Origin of the sequence: Paenarthrobacter sp. TAF1, from assembly GCF_052113825.1 — a bacterium.
Classification (GTDB): Bacteria; Actinomycetota; Actinomycetes; order Actinomycetales; family Micrococcaceae; genus Arthrobacter; species Arthrobacter nicotinovorans.
The window spans coordinates 122,578-139,861 of record NZ_JBFRDO010000003.1 but is presented as its reverse complement, the minus strand read 5'-3'; the positions used below and the strand labels follow the sequence as shown (position 1 = coordinate 139,861).

The 17,284-nt window shown below is 61.6% G+C and carries 22 protein-coding genes and 1 tRNA gene; 10 read left to right on the top strand and 13 right to left on the bottom strand.

Going from position 1 to position 17,284, the window contains the following annotated elements:
- Positions 1-15: 15 nt before the first annotated feature.
- Positions 16-756 carry a cyclase family protein gene (locus tag AB4Y81_RS05225; RefSeq protein WP_189076447.1) on the bottom strand — a complete coding sequence of 247 codons (741 nt, stop codon included), beginning with the start codon at positions 754-756 and terminating at the stop codon, positions 16-18.
- Positions 753-1,202 (bottom strand): hypothetical protein, encoded by a 450-nt coding sequence (locus AB4Y81_RS05220; protein ID WP_018778524.1) that lies wholly within the window; start codon positions 1,200-1,202, stop codon positions 753-755. The genes AB4Y81_RS05225 and AB4Y81_RS05220 overlap by 4 nt, the downstream gene beginning before the upstream one ends.
- Before the next feature lie 180 nt (positions 1,203-1,382).
- On the opposite strand from AB4Y81_RS05220, the gene AB4Y81_RS05215 reads away from it, so the two are divergent.
- The 3 genes from AB4Y81_RS05215 (at position 1,383) to AB4Y81_RS05205 (ending at position 5,297) form a co-directional block, all read left to right on the top strand.
- Entirely contained in the window at positions 1,383-2,279 is an 897-nt protein-coding gene (locus AB4Y81_RS05215) for a dioxygenase family protein (protein ID WP_441995471.1), read from the top strand.
- Between the two features lie 74 nt (positions 2,280-2,353).
- Positions 2,354-3,661, top strand: a complete 1,308-nt coding sequence (locus AB4Y81_RS05210) for a M18 family aminopeptidase (RefSeq protein ID WP_441995470.1) — start codon at positions 2,354-2,356, stop codon at positions 3,659-3,661.
- Between the two features lie 223 nt (positions 3,662-3,884).
- Entirely contained in the window at positions 3,885-5,297 is a 1,413-nt protein-coding gene (locus tag AB4Y81_RS05205) for an amino acid permease (protein WP_441995469.1), read from the top strand.
- A 108-nt stretch (positions 5,298-5,405) separates the two neighbouring features.
- On the opposite strand, the gene AB4Y81_RS05200 is transcribed toward AB4Y81_RS05205, so the two are convergent.
- On the bottom strand, positions 5,406-6,083 hold the full coding sequence (locus tag AB4Y81_RS05200; RefSeq protein WP_231375249.1) for a DUF1345 domain-containing protein: 678 nt from the start codon (positions 6,081-6,083) through the stop codon (positions 5,406-5,408).
- Positions 6,080-6,235, bottom strand: a complete 156-nt coding sequence (locus tag AB4Y81_RS05195) for a hypothetical protein (protein WP_179128458.1) — start codon at positions 6,233-6,235, stop codon at positions 6,080-6,082. Before AB4Y81_RS05195 ends, AB4Y81_RS05200 begins: the two co-directional genes overlap by 4 nt.
- A 119-nt stretch (positions 6,236-6,354) precedes the next feature.
- Here AB4Y81_RS05195 and AB4Y81_RS05190 point away from each other — a divergent pair.
- The 5 genes from AB4Y81_RS05190 to rplI all read left to right on the top strand — a co-directional run bounded on the left by AB4Y81_RS05190 (position 6,355) and on the right by rplI (position 8,486).
- A tRNA-Leu gene (locus AB4Y81_RS05190) sits at positions 6,355-6,437 on the top strand.
- Positions 6,438-6,718: 281 nt separating this feature from the next.
- Complete coding sequence (gene rpsF, locus AB4Y81_RS05185) at positions 6,719-7,024, top strand: 30S ribosomal protein S6 (RefSeq protein ID WP_011776755.1); 306 nt, start codon at positions 6,719-6,721, stop codon at positions 7,022-7,024.
- Between the two features lie 50 nt (positions 7,025-7,074).
- Positions 7,075-7,647: a single-stranded DNA-binding protein gene (locus AB4Y81_RS05180; RefSeq protein WP_018778530.1), complete on the top strand. Its 573-nt coding sequence runs from the start codon at positions 7,075-7,077 to the stop codon at positions 7,645-7,647.
- Between the two features lie 128 nt (positions 7,648-7,775).
- A complete protein-coding gene (rpsR, locus tag AB4Y81_RS05175; RefSeq protein ID WP_003800144.1) occupies positions 7,776-8,015 on the top strand; it encodes a 30S ribosomal protein S18 in 240 nt (79 codons plus the stop codon).
- 18 nt (positions 8,016-8,033) lie between these two features.
- Complete coding sequence (gene rplI / locus AB4Y81_RS05170; RefSeq protein ID WP_018778531.1) at positions 8,034-8,486, top strand: 50S ribosomal protein L9; 453 nt, start codon at positions 8,034-8,036, stop codon at positions 8,484-8,486.
- A gap of 126 nt (positions 8,487-8,612) precedes the next feature.
- On the opposite strand, the gene AB4Y81_RS05165 is transcribed toward rplI, so the two are convergent.
- On the bottom strand, positions 8,613-9,035 hold the full coding sequence (locus AB4Y81_RS05165) for a DUF1801 domain-containing protein (protein WP_441995468.1): 423 nt from the start codon (positions 9,033-9,035) through the stop codon (positions 8,613-8,615).
- A gap of 59 nt (positions 9,036-9,094) precedes the next feature.
- Between AB4Y81_RS05165 and AB4Y81_RS05160 the strand changes: the two genes are divergently transcribed.
- Positions 9,095-9,946, top strand: coding sequence for a PhzF family phenazine biosynthesis protein (locus tag AB4Y81_RS05160; RefSeq protein ID WP_441995467.1), 852 nt, complete (start codon positions 9,095-9,097; stop codon positions 9,944-9,946).
- Positions 9,947-9,980: 34 nt separating this feature from the next.
- Here the strand turns inward: AB4Y81_RS05160 and AB4Y81_RS05155 are convergent, their stop codons facing one another.
- The 7 genes from AB4Y81_RS05155 to AB4Y81_RS05125 all read right to left on the bottom strand — a co-directional run bounded on the left by AB4Y81_RS05155 (position 9,981) and on the right by AB4Y81_RS05125 (position 16,058).
- On the bottom strand, positions 9,981-10,544 hold the full coding sequence (locus AB4Y81_RS05155; protein ID WP_441995466.1) for a hypothetical protein: 564 nt from the start codon (positions 10,542-10,544) through the stop codon (positions 9,981-9,983).
- A 3-nt stretch (positions 10,545-10,547) separates the two neighbouring features.
- A complete protein-coding gene (locus AB4Y81_RS05150; protein WP_144027682.1) occupies positions 10,548-11,099 on the bottom strand; it encodes a hypothetical protein in 552 nt (183 codons plus the stop codon).
- On the bottom strand, positions 11,096-11,692 hold the full coding sequence (locus AB4Y81_RS05145; protein WP_064722379.1) for an ABC transporter ATP-binding protein: 597 nt from the start codon (positions 11,690-11,692) through the stop codon (positions 11,096-11,098). Before AB4Y81_RS05145 ends, AB4Y81_RS05150 begins: the two co-directional genes overlap by 4 nt.
- Positions 11,689-13,083: a hypothetical protein gene (locus AB4Y81_RS05140; RefSeq protein ID WP_181423305.1), complete on the bottom strand. Its 1,395-nt coding sequence runs from the start codon at positions 13,081-13,083 to the stop codon at positions 11,689-11,691. Before AB4Y81_RS05140 ends, AB4Y81_RS05145 begins: the two co-directional genes overlap by 4 nt.
- Before the next feature lie 31 nt (positions 13,084-13,114).
- On the bottom strand, positions 13,115-13,411 hold the full coding sequence (locus AB4Y81_RS05135) for a hypothetical protein (RefSeq protein ID WP_079582254.1): 297 nt from the start codon (positions 13,409-13,411) through the stop codon (positions 13,115-13,117).
- A 435-nt stretch (positions 13,412-13,846) separates the two neighbouring features.
- Positions 13,847-15,436: a DUF6297 family protein gene (locus tag AB4Y81_RS05130; protein ID WP_441995465.1), complete on the bottom strand. Its 1,590-nt coding sequence runs from the start codon at positions 15,434-15,436 to the stop codon at positions 13,847-13,849.
- Complete coding sequence (locus AB4Y81_RS05125; protein ID WP_039243499.1) at positions 15,381-16,058, bottom strand: ABC transporter ATP-binding protein; 678 nt, start codon at positions 16,056-16,058, stop codon at positions 15,381-15,383. The genes AB4Y81_RS05130 and AB4Y81_RS05125 overlap by 56 nt, the downstream gene beginning before the upstream one ends.
- 121 nt (positions 16,059-16,179) lie before the next feature.
- Between AB4Y81_RS05125 and AB4Y81_RS05120 the strand changes: the two genes are divergently transcribed.
- A complete protein-coding gene (locus AB4Y81_RS05120) occupies positions 16,180-16,959 on the top strand; it encodes a class I SAM-dependent methyltransferase (protein ID WP_441995464.1) in 780 nt (259 codons plus the stop codon).
- Here the strand turns inward: AB4Y81_RS05120 and AB4Y81_RS05115 are convergent.
- Positions 16,956-17,162 carry a hypothetical protein gene (locus AB4Y81_RS05115; protein ID WP_035734196.1) on the bottom strand — a complete coding sequence of 69 codons (207 nt, stop codon included), beginning with the start codon at positions 17,160-17,162 and terminating at the stop codon, positions 16,956-16,958. The genes AB4Y81_RS05120 and AB4Y81_RS05115 overlap by 4 nt on opposite strands.
- Positions 17,163-17,284 lie beyond the last annotated feature (122 nt).

Sequence of the window (17,284 nt, the reverse complement as noted above, 5' to 3'; positions counted from 1 at the left end):
CGGATCGGTACGGCGTCAGTGAATGGCGAACACCCGTGCCGGAAAACCGCTGCCCTCCAAGGGCTTTGCCCACGTGGCGATCAGCATGGCGCCGGATTCCGGTAGTTCATCCAGGTTGGCCAGCAGCTCGATCTGCCAGCGGTCCTGGGCCAGGACGTATGTTTCCAGGCTGAAGTCCTGCCGTGAGGTAGCCATGCCGGGATCCGTGTCGGTCTGCTCGTGGCCTACGGCAGCAACGGAGCGCTCCTCGACCAGATACCGAAGCACCTCCTGGGACCACCCGGGTGTGTGGCTGATGCCGTCGTCATCCCTGTTGGCCATTGCCGATGCGTCCGGCCAGTGTTTGCTCCAGCCGGTCCGAAGGGCAACGAACGCCCCGTTTGGGACGGCCCCGTTGCGTGCTTCCCATTGCCGGACATCGTCAAGGGTGGGGGTTGCGTCCGCATCGTTTCTGACACGGTGGCTGATGTCCAGGACAACCAGGGGAAGCATCATGTCCTCCACAGGTATCTGGTCCAGCGTCCGGCCTCCCCGGACAAAATGCGACGGCGGATCCACGTGCGTGCCCCACTGGCCCACAATCGAATACCTGTGGGCGGTGAATCCGTCGCCCTTTTCCATATCGAAAAGGGCTTCCCGTGTCTCGTCGGGAAAGGCCGAAAAGTGCGGTTGGCCGGGGTGGAAGGCGTGGGTGAGATCCGTGAAAGTCCTGTTGCGGAGGAGTGGTGCAACCTCTTCCCAGACTGAGGCGCTCATGATGCCACCCGCATTTCGGTGCGGGAGTCCATAACACTGCTTGAGACGCTGAGGGGTCCCGAAACCTCGATCACGGGAACCTCCCATGGGTGAATGTCGACGATCGTCTGGACGAGCTGTTGGACGGCGGTGTCGTCCAGGGAGTCGTCAAAGTACGTCGTGAAGACAAAAGTGGGTGAGATGGTCCGCTGGCCTACGCTGCCCAGGGTGGGATTGGCTCCTTCTGCCACTGTGAATCCCTCAAAGCCGGCCGAGGATTCGAAGACATGGTGGTAGTTCCCGAACCCGCCCAGCTCCGGGGTTGATGTCAGCGCGTCCAGCAACGAGGCGATACCGGCGTCGGACTCAAGGGCCTGAAGCTGACCGTCGGCGAGCTGGGTCATCGTCTCTACCGAAATGGGCCAGTGGATGCGAAGCTTCCGCACCGGTTTCAGTTCGATGTTCATGGCAGTGGACCTTCCGTCAGTTGCTGTTGCAAGCCATCGTGCCACGACGTGACGAGCATTACAAGCATATCGAAATGCTTATTATGCACGCCTGGCTCAATTCCGGGGGTCTTCACCGGTCACAGTCCTGCCACAGATTCCCCATGTACAACTCACAGTGACTGCAGCTTTGATGGAGGCATGACATCTCCTCAACAGCCGCACCCGAACCACGACAAGGGACTGGAGTTCGACCTCTCCACGCTCCTGAGCCGGCGGCGGACCTTGGGCGTTCTTCTCGGGACGGGAACCGTTGCCGCCCTCGCCGCCTGCACGCCGGGGACGCAAGGCGGCGGCGCGACGCAGTCGGGAACCTCCACCGGTACCGTCACCCCATCGCAAGGCACGACGGCGGCCACCTCACCGTCGGCGGAGGCCACCAGTACGGTGACCCGCGCCTTGGCCGAATGCGGAGCGGAAATCCCGGAGGAAACGTTGGGGCCCTACCCGGGCGACGGCTCAAACGGACCCAATGTCCTCGAGGCTTCGGGAGTTGTGCGACGGGACATCAGATCCAGTTTCGGAGCGTCCAGCACGAAGGCCGCAGGAGTGCCGCTCACTGTCACCTTGACGCTTCTGGATAACGCCAACGGGTGCTCTCCCCTGGCGGGCGCGGCTGTGTATGTTTGGCATTGCGACCAAAACGGCAAGTATTCGCTCTACGATTCCGGCCTGGAAGACGAGAACTACCTGCGGGGCGTCCAGGAATCGGATGAAAATGGCCAACTCACTTTCAGTACGGTCTTTCCCGGCGCCTACATGGGCCGCTGGCCTCATATTCACTTTGAGGTATTTGAGTCGATGAGCAACGCCACCAACGCGGGGCAGGTGCTGGCGGTGTCGCAGATAGCCTTGACTGAGAGCGCCTGCAAGACCGTGTATGCAACCACCGGTTACGAAAACAGTGCCCGAAGCTTCCCGAAAACCACCCTGTCCTCTGACAACGTCTTTGGTGACGATGGGGGCATATACCAGTTGGCGACTATTTCCGGCTCGGTTGCCGGCGGCTATACGGCCGCCCTGAACGTTACCATCTGACCCCGCAGCTGTCCGGGGCAGGGTGCCAGGTGGTCCGGACAGGCGGTTGAATCCATGCGGCTAGACTCGGGAGCATGCCTTCAAACGCTTCCGCAGCAGTTGACCATATCCAGGATCTCGGCGTGTACGTCTCGGCGTCGCCGTCGAGTTTCCACGCAGTGCACGAGGCCGCGCGCCGCCTTGACGAGGCCGGTTTCACTGGATTGGACGAGCGGCAGCCGTGGGACGGTGGAGCGGGAAAGTTCTATGTCATTCGTGACGGCGCGTTGATCGCCTGGGTTACCCCCCCCAATGCCGGACCCACTACCGGATTCAACATCCTGGGTGCACACACAGATTCACCGTCCTTCAAATTGAAGCCGAAACCCACCACCGGCAAGTTCGGCTGGCTCCAGGCGGGAGTCGAGGTCTACGGTGGCCCGCTCCTCAACTCGTGGCTGGATCGCGAACTGCAGCTCGCCGGCCGGCTGGTCATGCGCGACGGCACCGAGCACCTCACCTCAACAGGACCGCTGCTGCGTTTTCCCCAGTTGGCCATCCACCTTGACCGGGGCGTCAATGACAACGGTCTGCACCTGTCAAAGCAGCAGCACATGAACCCGATCTTTGGCCAGGGCGATCCCGTGGGCGAGGACCTTCTGGGACTGCTGGCCGCCGGCGTCGAGGGCACCTCGGTGGATGCCTCCGAAATCGGCGGATACGACGTCGTCGTGGCGGACACGCAGGCTCCTGCGGTTTTCGGGGCCAAGGGCGAGTTCTTCGCCTCCGGCCGCATGGACAACCTTTCCTCCACTCACGCGGGGTTGGTGGCCTTGATTGCCCACGCTTCCTCGTCCCCGGAGGACGGCCCGATCGCTGTTCTTGCAGCGTTCGATCACGAGGAGATCGGCTCCAATTCGCGCTCGGGCGCTTGCGGTCCCATCCTTGAGGACATGCTGGTGCGCATCTCTGATGGATTGGGAGCCTCGGTGACCCAGCGGCGGCAGGCCGTGGCGGCGTCGTTCTGTGTTTCCGCGGACGCCGGCCACGCTGTCCATCCGAACTACGCCGAGAAGCATGACCCGGCGAACAAGCCGGTTCTTAACGGTGGTCCCCTCCTGAAGATCAATGCCAACCAGCGCTACGCCACCGATGCCGCGGGAGCTGCGCTGTGGGCCAGGATGTGCGCCGAGGCGAACGTGCCCTACCAGGAGTACGTCTCCAACAACGATCTTCCCTGCGGATCGACCATCGGCCCGTTGACTGCCACGCGCCTGGGGATCCGCACCGTGGACGTCGGTATCCCGCTGCTGTCGATGCACTCGGCGCGTGAGCTCTGCGGCGTACAGGATCCGCATCATCTTGCGGCGGTGACGGAACTGTTCTTCCGGACGTCGGTCTAGCCGAAAGCCTCAAGCACTCGTTTCGCGCATATTTCGAATGTTTTCATAAGGAAACTTGTGTTGCCTGTGGCAATACATTTTGTGCAGTCTCCCTTTTTTGGAGGTGTCAAAATGTCCAATTGCACAGCAATTTGCCCTCTGGTGCTGGCTAGTGTGGGAAAGTCGTGTGGCCCGTGGCACACCACTCATGGCCCAACTCAAACCCAAAGGACGGCGCCGATCCATGCACGCTGACCAACAGCTTTCAAAGTCACTGAAACCCCGCCACCTCTCCATGATCGCCATTGCGGGCGTCATCGGAGCAGGTCTGTTTGTTGGCTCCGGTGCTGCTATCCAGCAGGCCGGACCCGGCATCCTGGTGGCCTATCTGGCCGCCGGCCTGGTTGTCATCCTCGTCATGCGCATGCTTGGTGAGATGGCGGCCGCCAACCCGGAGACGGGTTCGTTTTCCACATACGCAGACAAGGCCCTTGGCCGCTGGGCAGGGTTCAGTATTGGCTGGCTTTATGCCTGGTTTTGGATCATCGTCCTCGGCATCGAGGCAACGGCGGGTGCCGCCATCATGCACCGCTGGGTTCCCGGCGTCGATCAGTGGATCTGGGCGTTGGTTCTCATGGTTCTCCTGACGCTGACCAACCTCGGATCAGTCAAGTCCTACGGCGAGTTCGAATTCTGGTTCGCTTCGATCAAGGTTGCGGCGATCGTGATCTTCCTCCTTGCAGGCATCGCAGCAATTCTCGGTCTCATGCCCGGTGTATCCGCCCCGGGTGTCGCCAACCTGCTGGACCAGGGCGGCTTCATGCCCAACGGTCCCGGCGCAGTGTTGGCGGGCATCCTCGTCGTGGTCTTCTCCTTCTTCGGTGCCGAAATCGCGACCATCGCTGCGGGTGAATCCGAGAACCCCGTAGACGCCGTCAAGAAGGCCGTGAAGTCCACAGTGTGGCGCATCCTGATCTTCTACATCGGCTCCATCGCCATTGTTGTCACGCTCCTGCCGTGGAACGACGCATCCGTCGCCAAAAGCCCCTACGTCGCCGTCATCGAGCTTTATGGCATCCCGGGCGCCGGCACCATCATGGACATCGTGGTGCTCACCTCGGTGCTGTCCTGCCTGAATTCAGGGCTCTACACCGCCAGCCGCATGCTCTTCTCGCTCTCCCGGCGCGGCGATGCTCCCAAGTCGTGGATGAAGATTTCCAAGCGCGGTGTCCCCGCAGCAGCCGTCCTTGCTTCCACGGTGGTTGGTTTCATCACGGTTGGCTTGAACTACATCGCGCCGGACACGGTGTTCCTTTTCCTGGTGAACACCTCGGGCGCGATCGCCCTGTTCGTGTGGCTGGTCATTGCGACTTCCCAGCTCATCCTGCGCAGGCGCATGGGTGCTGCAGCGAAGGAGCTCGAGCTCAAAATGTGGTTCTTCCCGTACCTCACCTGGATCGCCATCGGCAGCATCGTTGCGCTCATCATCGGCATGGTCATCCTCGAGTCCACCCGCGAGTCGCTGTTCCTGTCGCTGGGCCTCGCCGCTGTGGTGGTGGGCATCGGAGTGTTCCGCTACCGCAGGAACGGTGGCAGCCCGCACCAGGATGCCGCTTCAGCCGAACCTTCCGCGGTCGGTTCCGGACCGGCGTCGTAAGTTTCTTTCTGATGCGGGGCAGTTGCCGTCGGCGTTCGACGGCGGCTGTCCCGTTTTGCTTTGTGACCGGCCTGATGAGCGGCTGCTTGGGCTACGCGGCTGCGTGGGCTACTGGGCCAGGCCGATCACCAGGTTGATGGTGACGGCAAGGATCACCGTGCCAAACAGGTAGGAGAGCAGGCTGTGTTTCAAGGCTTCCGCCCGGATCCGGTGGTTGCCGAGGTTGGTGTCGGACACCTGGTAGGTCATGCCCAGGCTCGTGGCCAGGTAAGCAAAGTCCGTGTACTGGGGTGGCCGTTCCTGGTTGAAGCTGATTCCGCCCACCTCACCTCCGGCATCTTCTGCAGGGCTGTAATAGAGCTCCGCGTAGCGAAGCGTGAAGAGGGTCTGCACCAGCATCCAGGACAGCGCGACGCAGGCAAGTGCCAGCGCTCCCGAAGACAGGCGTGATCCGGTGCCTTCCGTGTGGGAGTTGACGATCACCGCGACGGCCGCGGCAATACTGGCAAGGTTCGCGATGAGGATCAGGAGATCGGTGACTCCGCGGGAAGGGTCCTCGGACGTTGCGTGCTGCTGTGTTTGACCGGGGTCCATCCGGGCGATCACCAGCCAGACCCACGCAACATAGACCAGTGCCGCCGTCGCCCAGCCCACGGCAGGCGCGTCCACCCAGCTCCCTGCCAGCCCCGTTGCGAGGAACGTCGACGCGCCGGCAACCATCATGGCGACGAAGCGCAATCTGCTGCGTCGGACCCTGAGGCTTTTCGCTTGCCCGCCGCTGGTCACGGTTGTTCCCGTGAGGTGGAGTCCTGGGAGATCTTCTTCGCCTGAAGGATGCCGTCCCTCACTCCAGCGCGGACCACGAAGTACAGGGCGTAGAGGGCTATCGCGGCAAAAACAACGGTCAGGACCAGGTTGTTCAACGGTGTGGCATCCATGGCGCCACTCTAACGGGACGTCCTCAAGGTGCCAGGAATCCACGAATCGGACATGTTCGTGTTACTGTCTTTGTCGCTGTCAAGGAGAAAAACGAAAGTTGCTTTCTCCTGATCACCTTGCGCGGGTGGCGGAATGGCAGACGCGCTAGCTTGAGGTGCTAGTCCTCGAAAGGGGGTGGGGGTTCAAGTCCCCCTCCGCGCACAGAGAAACCCCTGGAAGATCCACGATCTTCCAGGGGTTTTGTCGTTGGGCCATGCGGCATGACGCCGACCCAGGCGGATTTATCCACATACGCCAAGTGCCCCGTTCCGGGCCGGGATCCGCCCGAATAGCTTTGAGTGCAGGAGATGCACTAAGATATTGAAGTCTGTGTTACGCCCTCCTTCCGAATCTTCGGCGGGGGAGCGGTGCACAGCATCGCAAATGAACCTCCTGTTACGGAAATACCGTAACCGCTTAGCCCAAAGGAGGTGGGTTCACATATGCGTCCTTACGAATTGATGGTAATCATCGACCCCGAGGTCGAAGAGCGTACCGTAGAGTCGTCGCTTCAGAAGTTCCTTAATGTCATCACCACCGATGGTGGAACCATCGAAAAGGTTGACATCTGGGGCCGTCGCCGTCTGGCATACGACATCAAGAAGAAGTCCGAAGGTATCTACGCCGTGGTGAACTTCACCGCTGCACCGGCTACCGCCAAGGAACTTGATCGCCAGCTGTCTCTCAACGAGACGATCATGCGCACCAAGATCATCCGCCCCGAAGACCAGAAGGTCGTTGCTGAGTAATCAGCCCCTTCAAAATCTTTACACCGCAGGAACGAACAAGGAGGCAGTAGATGGCAGGCGAAACCACTATTACGGTCATTGGTAATCTCACCAATGACCCGGAGCTGCGGTTCACCCCGTCTGGCTCAGCAGTAGCGAACTTCACCATCGCTTCTACTCCCCGGACCTTTGACCGCCAGTCCAATGAATGGAAGGACGGGGAAACCCTGTTCCTCCGTGCATCGGTATGGCGCGAAGCAGCCGAGAACGTAGCCGAGTCCCTCACCAAGGGCATGCGCGTGATCGTTTCCGGCCGCTTGAAGAGCCGTTCCTACGAAACAAAAGAAGGCGAAAAGCGCACCGTTATCGAGCTTGAGGTCGACGAAATCGGCCCCAGCCTGCGTTACGCAAATGCCAAGGTCAACCGTACCCAGCGCTCCGGCGGTGGACAGGGTGGCTTCGGCGGCGGTAACTCCGGTGGCTTTGGAGGTGGCGCTCCTGGTGGAAACCAGGGCGGCGGCAACTCCGGTGGAAGCTGGGGCGGCAACCAGCCCGCACAACAGCAGGATGACCCTTGGGCTACGCCCGGTGTCAGCAACGCTGGCGGCTGGGGCAACGGCCCGGATTCCGAACCTCCCTTCTAAACACCACATTAAAGTCCGACGCCGGACACCCGCCGGGACTGCCGCAAGGCACCTTGGCGATCACCGCCGTCGAACACCACCATCCCGTGGATCAATATCCACGGGCTCCATAGAAAAGGAGCTCCACGATGGCTAAGGCTGAACTCCGTAAGCCCAAACCAAAGTCCAACCCCTTGAAGGCCGCTGACATCACTGTCATCGACTACAAGGACGTAGCACTGCTGCGCAAGTTCATCTCCGACCGCGGAAAGATCCGCGCTCGTCGCGTTACTGGCGTTACCGTTCAGGAACAGCGCAAGATCGCCCAGGCAATCAAGAACGCCCGCGAAGTTGCTCTGCTGCCTTACTCCGGCGCTGGCCGCGGCTAAGGGAAGGGATTAACTAACATGGCAAAGCTCATTCTGACCCACGAAGTAACCGGTCTCGGTGCTGCTGGCGACGTTGTCGAGGTCAAGGACGGTTACGCACGTAACTTCCTGCTGCCCCGCGGTTTCGCCCTGACCTGGTCGAAGGGTGGCGAGAAGCAGGTTGAGTCCATCAAGGCTGCCCGCGCTGCTCGTGCCCACGCTTCCGTTGAAGCTGCACAGGCACAGGCCCAGGCTCTGTCCTCCAAGAAGGTCAAGCTCGAGGTGAAGGCCGGCGAGTCCGGTCGTCTCTTCGGTACCGTCAAGCCGGCCGACGTCGCTGCTGCTGTTGAGGCCGCTGGCCTCGGCGCCATCGACAAGCGCAACGTTGAACTGCCGAACCACATCAAGTCTGTCGGTTCGTACCAGGCCAACGTTCGCCTGCACGAGGACGTTTCCGCTGTCATCGACCTCGAGGTCGTTGCAAGCAAGTAGTCTCTGACTGCAAGGAAGGCCCCCGCTACCGGATTCCGGTGGCGGGGGTTTTTCTGTGCACCGAAGTGACACTTAATGCCAATACTGATGCCTGGAACTGTCATCAACTGCCACCTCGGGGAGGGGCTAAGGCGTGTGGTGCTCCGTCATCACGTGTTTGTAGCCGGCGCGGATCATCTCTGCCAGCACATCCCGATCCACGTCGTCCAGCTTGTTGAGGTACAGGCAGGCCGTGCTCGTCTTGTGCTTGCCAAGCTCAAGGAGGAGCCTGTCGGCGTCGGGCCCTTCCGTGACGCCGTACAACACCAGGTTCGCTTTTCGCGGCGAGAACCCGACGGCGGGGGCGTCGCCTTCGCGGCCGGTCTGGTACTTGTAGTGGTAGCTGCCGAACCCGACAATCGTGGGACCCCACATGACAGCTTCCTGGCCGGTGGCTTCGCGCATCATCTCCAGCAGCTCAACGCCGTCCGCACGCCGGGTAGGGTGCTCGACGGCCGCCAGGAATTCCTCGACCGACACGTCCGTGGGCTGGGTCTTGTTCTCTGCCATGTTCGTAGTTTTGCAGACGCAGGTCACGGCCGCCAGCACCCCGGTGATAGCCTTCCCGGATGACTTCAGAAGCTTTCCGCGCCCGCCCGTTCCACCAAGTGGACGTCTTCTCCGACCAGCCGTACCGGGGAAACCCCCTCGCCGTCGTGGTCGACGCCGAGGGCCTCAGCACAGAGGCAATGCAGCACTTCGCCAACTGGACCAACCTCTCCGAGACCACGTTCCTCCTTCCGCCGACGGATCCCGCAGCGGACTACAGGGTGCGGATTTTTACCAGCAGCGAGGAGTTCCCGTTCGCGGGGCATCCCACCTTGGGGTCCGCGCACACCTGGCTGCAGTCCGGGGGAGTGCCAAAGGCGGATGGCGTTGTGGTTCAGGAATGCGGCGCCGGCCTGGTCCGGGTGAAGCACGACGCCGGACGGCTGGCTTTCGCCGCTCCGCCGCTGACGCGTTTCGGTCCGGTAAGCGAGACTGAACGCGCCCAACTGGCTGCAGGGCTGAGCCTTCCCGAGGCTTCGCTTCTGGATGTGTCGTGGCTGGTCAACGGCCCGGAATGGATCGGCGTGCTCCTTGAATCAGCCGAACAGGTGCTGGCCCTTGAACCTGATTTTGCTGCGATGGGCGACCTCAAGGTTGGCGTGATCGGCCCGCATGAGCCAGGTGCAGCTGCCGATTTCGAAGTCCGCACGTTCGTTCCGGGTGACGCCATGGTGGAAGACCCCGTAACGGGCAGCTTCAACGCGGGAGCGGCCCAGTGGCTGATCGGTACCGGGCGTGCACCAGCGGAGTATGTCGCGGCCCAAGGAACGGTCCTTGGCAGGGCCGGACGCATCCATGTCTCTGCCGAGGATGACGTGATCTGGATCGGTGGGGAATCGACCACCTGCATCGAGGGCAGCGTGCTCCTGTAGCTACTTCATATCGGTCCTCGGAGCACGGATGTCGCTATGCAGTCCCCGACACCAGCAGTACGGAATTGATAATTGAGGAGATGACGAAGAGTACGGCGAGGCGGCCGTTGGGAGCCCCGAATACTCTGCGGGCAAGCACTGCGTAGAGTGCGGCGGCGATGGCCCCGAACAGAATTCTCAGCCAAGTTTGTCCCAGCACCAGCGTCGCTGCCGGTTCAAGAAACAGACCCACGAAAAGCGTCGTCAGCATGAACGGTATCTGGCCCAGCAGCACCCAGAGCCAGCTTGTGCGCAGTGTTGGCACCTCGACCCCGACAATGAACTTGTAGATCAGCCGCAGTGCAAGGGCCTGGAGGAAAGATGCCACCATGCTCCAAAGAGGTACGCCTACGCGCATGAAAGTGAGCAGTACTTCCTGGCTGGAGAACTGGTTGTATTGGGCATTCTCGCTGACCAGTTGTTCAAGCCTGGGGCCTGCCGCGTATTGCGCCGCCGCGGTGTAGGCGAGAAGCAGGCAGATTATCCAGACGGCGTTGATCTTGGGTGCTCCAGGAGCCTGAAGGGATTCGTGGGACGGGGAGGGGTAGCTCGGGGTCATCGATTACCTTTTCAGTAGTGCGTACTCAGCCCATTCGGCCACGGCGGCCAGAACGTAAAACACGGTGAAGGCGGCGATGGTGCGCATTATCGCTGGGAGGAACTTCGTCCGAATGCCTTCCTTCCTGAGGACTGCAACCAGCGTCGGCCAGAACAGGCGAGCACCCTGGATTGTCATCACCCACGCAACGATCTCGAGCGGGACGTGGACCAGTGTGAGTGCAACGGTCTGTGCCAGGCCTGCCGAGGCGACACTTCCCACCAAGCCCATCCCCAGATAGAAGCCGTTGGCAAGCATCATGATCCTCGCACCGTATTGCGTCAGGAGGAGGGCGACCAATGCCAAGGAGAAATTGTGGGCAAAAATTTCGTTGGCCGTGAGGGCGGTTCCATCAGTAACGGGCTTCCAGGTAAACAGCGATGCAAATAATCCGCCCGCCACCACCGTAATGACTGGCGGGACCAGATCCTTGGCAAAAGACGGGAAGAGCCCGCTTAGCGAACTGTAGAAAGATCGGAAGCCCGAGGGCCGCGCAGGCAGCTGGGATGCGTTCAAGCTGCGACTCCAGCCTCGGACAACCTCACCTTGCGGTCCTGCCCGATGGTGAGATCGTAGTCCGTCCATCGGTCCTCTTCATGGGTGGCCAGGATGACAAGACGATCTTGGCCCGCGGCCAGGAGGGCACTGCGGGCAGCTTTGGAACCATCCCGGTCCAGCCCATTAAGAGGTTCGTCAAGCAAGACAACATCCGTGTGCTGGAAGGCCAATGCCGCTGTAAGGACGAGTCGTTGGCGCTGGCCAAGTGAAAGATCACTGACCTTGGTAGCCAGCATCCCATCGGTGAGGAGCCCGTTATCTGGGATGGGTCCGGTGAGGGGCCTGATCATGTCAAGCAATTCGCTCGCTGTGAGGTAGTCGAGCGTCAGGTATTCCGTGTCGAGATAGACCGCGTTGAACCTGTTCCGCCAGTCGCGGACAGTTCCGCAGGATGAATGGATCACGCCGCCGAGCAGTTTCAGCAGAGTCGTCTTTCCGCTCCCGTTGCTCCCACGGAGGGCCACCACGCCTCTTTCCGGCAAGTCGATCTTCGTGCTGGCGAAGATGACATTGCTTCCGAAGGCGTGTTCAACGCTCGTCAGGGACTTCATGGTTCCTCTGTTTCTGTTGCCGTCAGGTCGCGTAACCACGATGGTGTATCTGCCATAAGAACGCCGAAGAGCAGCGCGGCTACTATCACCAAGGCGCCAGCGACGGCGGCCAGCCATGCTGGCTCTGCCGCTCCGGGAATGATGCCTCCCAGGACCCCGGAAAGCACGACAGCCATCCCGCCGCACAGAGCTGCGCCCAGGCCTGCCCTTGAGCGTTGGGACAGTTCGGCGATACGCGACGCCGGCAGGACCGCTGTCTTCCGCTGGATGATTAGGGCATCAGCGGCGATTTCAAAGACGGCCAGAGCGGCCAGGAGCAAAGCCGACTGCGGATTTCCGTGGAAGAGCAGAGTTGCGATGAGACACGCCAAGGCAGGCAGTACAAGCACGGCATTGGTAAACAGGCTTCTGAGTAACAGCGCCCTTGCTTTCCCCGGGACAGTGCGGAAAACGAACAACCCAAATCCGAGAGTCTCAAGTGACGACGTCCGCACGAAGCCTGACCTGAAAAGTATCATTCCCAGGAAGAACACAGCAATGGATACAAAAGGCGCAACTCCGGGCCAGGGCGTATTTTCACCAATTATGAGTGCTAGTGAAGCCAGAAGTACTATACCGCCAGCCTTTATGCCCATATCCAGGAATAATCCCCGTGACTTGAACGCATAATTATGGGCAATTCCGGTGAACAAAAGGGGGGTTCCTGATGCCGTAAGGACCACCGAGGCCAGGGTAACTGCCAAGTCAATCGCGTACTGGTCTTTGCCGCCGGAGAAAATGATGAGCGCGGGAGATTGGGCTATGAGCATGATGACGCTCCCTGACGTCGCTGCTGCTGCAATGATTCCGGGCGTCCAGACCCACGATCTGCCGTTTGGAAGCAGGGCAACCGTGGCTCCAGCCAAGCCAAGGGTTGCCAGTACATTGATCAGGCTGCCCCAGTGAAGGTTCTGGACTGCCAGCATCAAAGCCAAGCCGATGTCCGGGATGGCCAGCCCGGCGCGCATGCCGCATCCCAGCGCTCCCGATACGGTAGTCCACTGCCGGTGAGCCCGCCGGAAGCGACGCCTCGCCTGTAAAAGCCCCAATGCCAGCATGGCGCCGGCTATTGTGGTCAGGTCCGGAGCGTTGAGCGGAATACCCAAAGGGGACAGGCCGGCGTGGGGTGCTGTCCATACAAGGCCAATCACTATGACAAGCAATGTTGCAGCTTGTCCTGCCGTCACTACGGCTTTGCTGGCGCCTAGGCTGAAGCGGAACCCAAGGTCGTCAAGGACACCTTGAAGGCGGCTGGATCTGCGACGGAATTCGTTGACATACGTGGCATGGCATCCGGTAAGGGCCACAGCGAAAGCACTGCGCCAGCGTGGCTGGGTGCTAAGTGGATCCATTGTGGCCCCCTCCGGGTTCACTTGCTGCGGTTTACCAGGCCACGAACTGCTTCAGTGCCCAGCGCTTGACGAGTCCGAAGATGACGCCTGCGAGGGCCGTGCCGATTCCGAACGAGGCGACGATGCCTGCAGCCAACGCGGCCCAGGAAAGTGCGTTGAGCGCGAAGTACAGATTGGTCGCCAGACCCGAGGAGATGCCGAGGGTAGCGACGGCCTGGAATACCACGGACAAGGTTGCGAACAGGGCAGCCGTCACGCCGCCGACCTTAGCCGCTTTGGCCACGGCTGGGCTGATATCACGCTTAACTCGTGTAATTGATGCCGACATGGAAATGCTCCTTTCAATATCATGCGAATAGATTCTTCTGGATCACTTGAGAGGGCTGTTTGTCTTCGGCCGAATGACATTTTGCAGCCAAGAAGGAGCATTGCGTACGAAGTTGTGCCGGTCAACCCCGTTATTGGTCCAGAGAAGGATTAGGGTGCAGGTGTTTGAATCTACAAGTTTCATCAAATCGCGTAACAATTATGTATTTAGTGCCCTAGGGGATGATCTTTGCAATTTCGGCGTCATGAATCTGGCACTTGCCTCACTCAGGAAAATCACCTGCGCTCCCGTAGACCAGCAGGGCCAAAAAAATTTCAAAAAAAGTTTCAAAACCTGCGACACGGACGGCGTGCTACTCATACATATTGCGGGCATGGTGAGTAACACCTACCTCTGTTGACAGGGCCCGACCTTGCTCCTGTAGCGCCCCGGCCCTCACGCCCGCTTGGGTCTGGACAGCACTGCAACCATGACGATGCCCGCACTGAACAGGGCCTGGACCATCCCCACAGCCCACGGAGTGTAGCCAAGATAGAGCCCTACCAGCAGCGGAACCATGGCCAGGATGGTCACGTCGAGTCCGCGCATGAGGGAACCCAGCTGGGCGCGTGGAACGGGGCCGAAGGGCGTGTCTACCGGGGGAGCCGACCAGTCCGGGGCGGCTTTGGTGGCGGAACGGAGCGATCCCGCACCCATCCCGATTCCTGCCAGGGCACCTACCGCAATCAGGGCAGGATCGGAAGCGCCCAAAAGAACCAGGAGCCCACTGAGGGCGGCCATCCACACGGCCATGGCCAGGCACGGCATGAGGGCACGGCTGCTGCGGACCAGCGCCGGGTGGAGGGGGAGCAACGCATCGAGTTCGGGCACCAGTGCCGCCTTGCGGGCCACGCCGCCCATGCCGGAAGCCGTAGCGCAGCCGGCGATGACGATGATGCCCAACTGCGCGAATTCGGGCAGGCCGCCTTCGACCAACAGCATGGCGACGCAGGCCACCAGCCACAGCAATGAAGGTAGCAGGGGCGGATTCAGCCTGAGGAAAGCCACAACATCCGCCCGGATCAGCGCCCGAAGCGGACCTCCGGCCGGGCGGGAGAAGAAGCCCGCCGCCCTGCCGCCGTCGACCGTTTTCCGACCGGCGCCCAGCGCACGCAGTACCTCGTTGGAATCCATCATGAACAGGGAAGCTCCGGCGTGCCCGGCCACCGCCCCGCCGCGGATCAGCTCCTCGCTGCGCACCTCACCCGTGCGCGGACCCGCAAGGACCAGAAGTACGACGGCGGTGGCTCCGGCCAGCGCTGCCGGCCAGGGAGATTCAGGGAGCGCAGGAAGGACCGCGCAGGCAAGGAGCACGACCATGGTCATCGCGCGGCCAAGCCGGGGTCGGACCATGCCGAGCTGCTGGAAGGCCGCTAACGCCACGGCGATGACCCCGGCCGCAGCAAAGGTGACTGATGCAAGAAGATGCCCAATGGGCGTGCGGTCAACAGCGGTGACCATGCTGAACGGCAGGAAAACAATGGCCAGGCCGGCCGAAGTGAGAACCACTTTGCGCAGGAATGGGGGCAGGACCATGGGGCGGCGGTCGATGGGGAGGGACAGCCACCAGGTGCTCTCAGGTCCACCCACCGTGACAGGACCGAGCTTCCGGGCGAGGTTGGCCACGATCAGCAGGAAGGCGTACGTCACGGTCGTCCACAGCACGGACTCGGGGAGGACAAGCCACTGTTCCCCGATGATGCTGCTGCCCGCGGAGCTGTGGTCGGCGATCTCGTTGCGGAGGGCCAGTACGAACGAGGCCGCGATGGTCAGCGAAACGGCAATGCCAAGTCCCCAGCTGTACGCGTCGACGAAGCGTTCACTCAACGAAACCCGGCTGCGCTTGTAACGCCGGGTGGTGCTGCGGGTAAACCGGACGATCTCCGCGGCGAGGTGACGGTCCGCCGTCGAACCATCAACTGTCAGTAACTCAGGACCCGGCAATGATCGACGCTCCCCGCTCGGGCTCCAGCTCGCGGACTTCATGGTCGATGACCAGGCAGGAAGAGGCCGTGGCGAGCAACAACTCCGGATCGTGGGTCACCAGCACCACGGCACCGCCGTTCCGGGCGTGTTCAGCGATGCGCACCCCGAGTGCCACCCGCATCATCGGATCGAGGCGCTGTTCCGGCTCGTCAAGGATCAGCAGCGAGGATGGACGGATCAGGCCTGCTGCGAGGAGGAGCCTGCGTCGTTGCCCGGAAGAGAGGGCATCCGGGATCGCGTCGGCTCTGCCAAGGAGTCCGAAGAACCCGAGTTCGTCTTCCACCCGCCCTTCAGGGTCGGCTACGGAATGGCCGCGGGCAACGAGGAGCAGGTGCTCCCTGACCGTGAGCGAGGGGAAGAACAGGTCGTCGTCGAAAACGGCCGCTACCTGCCGACGGAACGGCACCGCGTCGGGATCGATGAGGAGGCCGTGGACTCTCACGTCTCCGGCCAGGGGAGCCTGGCGACCTGCGATGGTTCTGGCTACCGTCGACTTCCCGGCACCGTTCACCCCCACGATTCCGAGGACTTCGCCGGCAGCCACCGAAGCGGATACCTCTCCACACACTGGAGCTCCGGCATATCCCACAAGCAAGCCTTCGGCTTCCAGTACTGACCCCATGGTGCAACCCTACCGGCGGAACGGGCGCCGGCTCCCGGTAGCGTTGGGCATGGGGCCCGCGAAACCCGGGCGAAATGGACGAATGCGGGAGTGCCGGCTTGCCGGCGGAGTTGGAGAAATGATGAGGGACCTCGAAACCCTGATTGCGGAGGCCATGGAAGCCGACGTGGATGGCTGGGGGTTCGGATGGCTGGATAAGCGCGCCACTGAAGAGCGCCCGCCCTGGGGGTTCGCCGCGTTGCAGGCAGACCGCCTGGCCCAGGTCCGAAGCGCCCTGGACCTGGACACCGGTGGCGGAGAAGTGTTGTCAGAGGCCCGCAGCTTTCCCGAAAGGATGACAGCCACAGAGGCATGGCCACCCAACGCCGCCCGCGCCCGGGCCTTGTTGGGACCGCGGGGCGTGCAGATCGTGGAGCCAACCGCCGGCGATGCGCTGCCTTTCCCTGACGGGTCGTTCGAACTGGTCACTGCCCGGCACCCCGTCAGCCCGGACTGGAATGAAATCCACCGCGTCCTGGTCCCCGGCGGCCACTATTTCGCCCAGCACGTTGGGCCGGCGTCGGCCTTTGAACTCATCGAATATTTCCTGGGACCGCTGCCCGAGCAGCGGAAGGGCCGCGACCCGCAGGCCGAGGTTGCAGCAGCAGAAGCCGCCGGGCTTACCGTGACGGACCTCAGAACGGCCCGGTGCCGCATGGAGTTCTTTGACGTGGGTGCGGTGGTGTGGATCCTGCGCAAATGCGTGTGGTGGATCCCCGGGTTCACGCCGGAACGGTACCTCGACCAGCTCAAGGAACTGGATGGCCGGATGAGATCCGGACATCCCTTTGTTGCGCACTCCACCCGGCACCTGATCGAAGCGCAGCGGAAAGCGGGAGCAACACAGTCTGAGGACAGTTAGAGGAGTGAACGGGCTTCCAGGTCTTCCATGGCCCAGCTGAGGATTCTGAGATCGAAGGGATCGCGTTCCAGGATCCCGAAAAGGTAGGCGTCAAAGTCCCAAAGCATGGCATTCCCGCCATTTGCCCAGTACCAAGCCCATAAATCGTCAAGGGTGATCTCATGCTCAAGGACGAGTAGTCGTGCTGTCTGGCGTGAGTCCATGGGATTTCCCCGCTGCTGCCGCAGCACCACGCCGCATCCAGCTGATCGACAAAGGTTCACATCTGGGAACCCATTTTCATGGTTTCACGTTCGCTGTATATCCGAAACCCCCACGGGTTGCG

What these genes read in the sequence shown, in the direction of transcription:
- AB4Y81_RS05145 (WP_064722379.1), bottom strand. Translation starts at nt 11,692, where the DNA reads ATGAAGTCCCTGACGAGCGTTGAACACGCCTTCGGAAGCAATGTCATC.
- AB4Y81_RS05210 (WP_441995470.1), top strand. Translation starts at nt 2,354, where the DNA reads ATGCCTTCAAACGCTTCCGCAGCAGTTGACCATATCCAGGATCTCGGC.
- AB4Y81_RS05130 (WP_441995465.1), bottom strand. Translation starts at nt 15,436, where the DNA reads ATGAAGTCCGCGAGCTGGAGCCCGAGCGGGGAGCGTCGATCATTGCCG.
- AB4Y81_RS05225 (WP_189076447.1), bottom strand. Translation starts at nt 756, where the DNA reads ATGAGCGCCTCAGTCTGGGAAGAGGTTGCACCACTCCTCCGCAACAGG.
- AB4Y81_RS05135 (WP_079582254.1), bottom strand. Translation starts at nt 13,411, where the DNA reads ATGTCGGCATCAATTACACGAGTTAAGCGTGATATCAGCCCAGCCGTG.
- AB4Y81_RS05120 (WP_441995464.1), top strand. Translation starts at nt 16,180, where the DNA reads ATGAGGGACCTCGAAACCCTGATTGCGGAGGCCATGGAAGCCGACGTG.
- AB4Y81_RS05160 (WP_441995467.1), top strand. Translation starts at nt 9,095, where the DNA reads ATGACTTCAGAAGCTTTCCGCGCCCGCCCGTTCCACCAAGTGGACGTC.
- AB4Y81_RS05220 (WP_018778524.1), bottom strand. Translation starts at nt 1,202, where the DNA reads ATGAACATCGAACTGAAACCGGTGCGGAAGCTTCGCATCCACTGGCCC.
- AB4Y81_RS05140 (WP_181423305.1), bottom strand. Translation starts at nt 13,083, where the DNA reads ATGGATCCACTTAGCACCCAGCCACGCTGGCGCAGTGCTTTCGCTGTG.
- rpsF (WP_011776755.1), top strand. Translation starts at nt 6,719, where the DNA reads ATGCGTCCTTACGAATTGATGGTAATCATCGACCCCGAGGTCGAAGAG.
- rpsR (WP_003800144.1), top strand. Translation starts at nt 7,776, where the DNA reads ATGGCTAAGGCTGAACTCCGTAAGCCCAAACCAAAGTCCAACCCCTTG.
- AB4Y81_RS05205 (WP_441995469.1), top strand. Translation starts at nt 3,885, where the DNA reads ATGCACGCTGACCAACAGCTTTCAAAGTCACTGAAACCCCGCCACCTC.
- AB4Y81_RS05115 (WP_035734196.1), bottom strand. Translation starts at nt 17,162, where the DNA reads ATGGACTCACGCCAGACAGCACGACTACTCGTCCTTGAGCATGAGATC.
- AB4Y81_RS05165 (WP_441995468.1), bottom strand. Translation starts at nt 9,035, where the DNA reads ATGGCAGAGAACAAGACCCAGCCCACGGACGTGTCGGTCGAGGAATTC.
- AB4Y81_RS05180 (WP_018778530.1), top strand. Translation starts at nt 7,075, where the DNA reads ATGGCAGGCGAAACCACTATTACGGTCATTGGTAATCTCACCAATGAC.
- AB4Y81_RS05215 (WP_441995471.1), top strand. Translation starts at nt 1,383, where the DNA reads ATGACATCTCCTCAACAGCCGCACCCGAACCACGACAAGGGACTGGAG.
- AB4Y81_RS05125 (WP_039243499.1), bottom strand. Translation starts at nt 16,058, where the DNA reads ATGGGGTCAGTACTGGAAGCCGAAGGCTTGCTTGTGGGATATGCCGGA.
- rplI (WP_018778531.1), top strand. Translation starts at nt 8,034, where the DNA reads ATGGCAAAGCTCATTCTGACCCACGAAGTAACCGGTCTCGGTGCTGCT.
- AB4Y81_RS05155 (WP_441995466.1), bottom strand. Translation starts at nt 10,544, where the DNA reads ATGACCCCGAGCTACCCCTCCCCGTCCCACGAATCCCTTCAGGCTCCT.
- AB4Y81_RS05195 (WP_179128458.1), bottom strand. Translation starts at nt 6,235, where the DNA reads ATGGATGCCACACCGTTGAACAACCTGGTCCTGACCGTTGTTTTTGCC.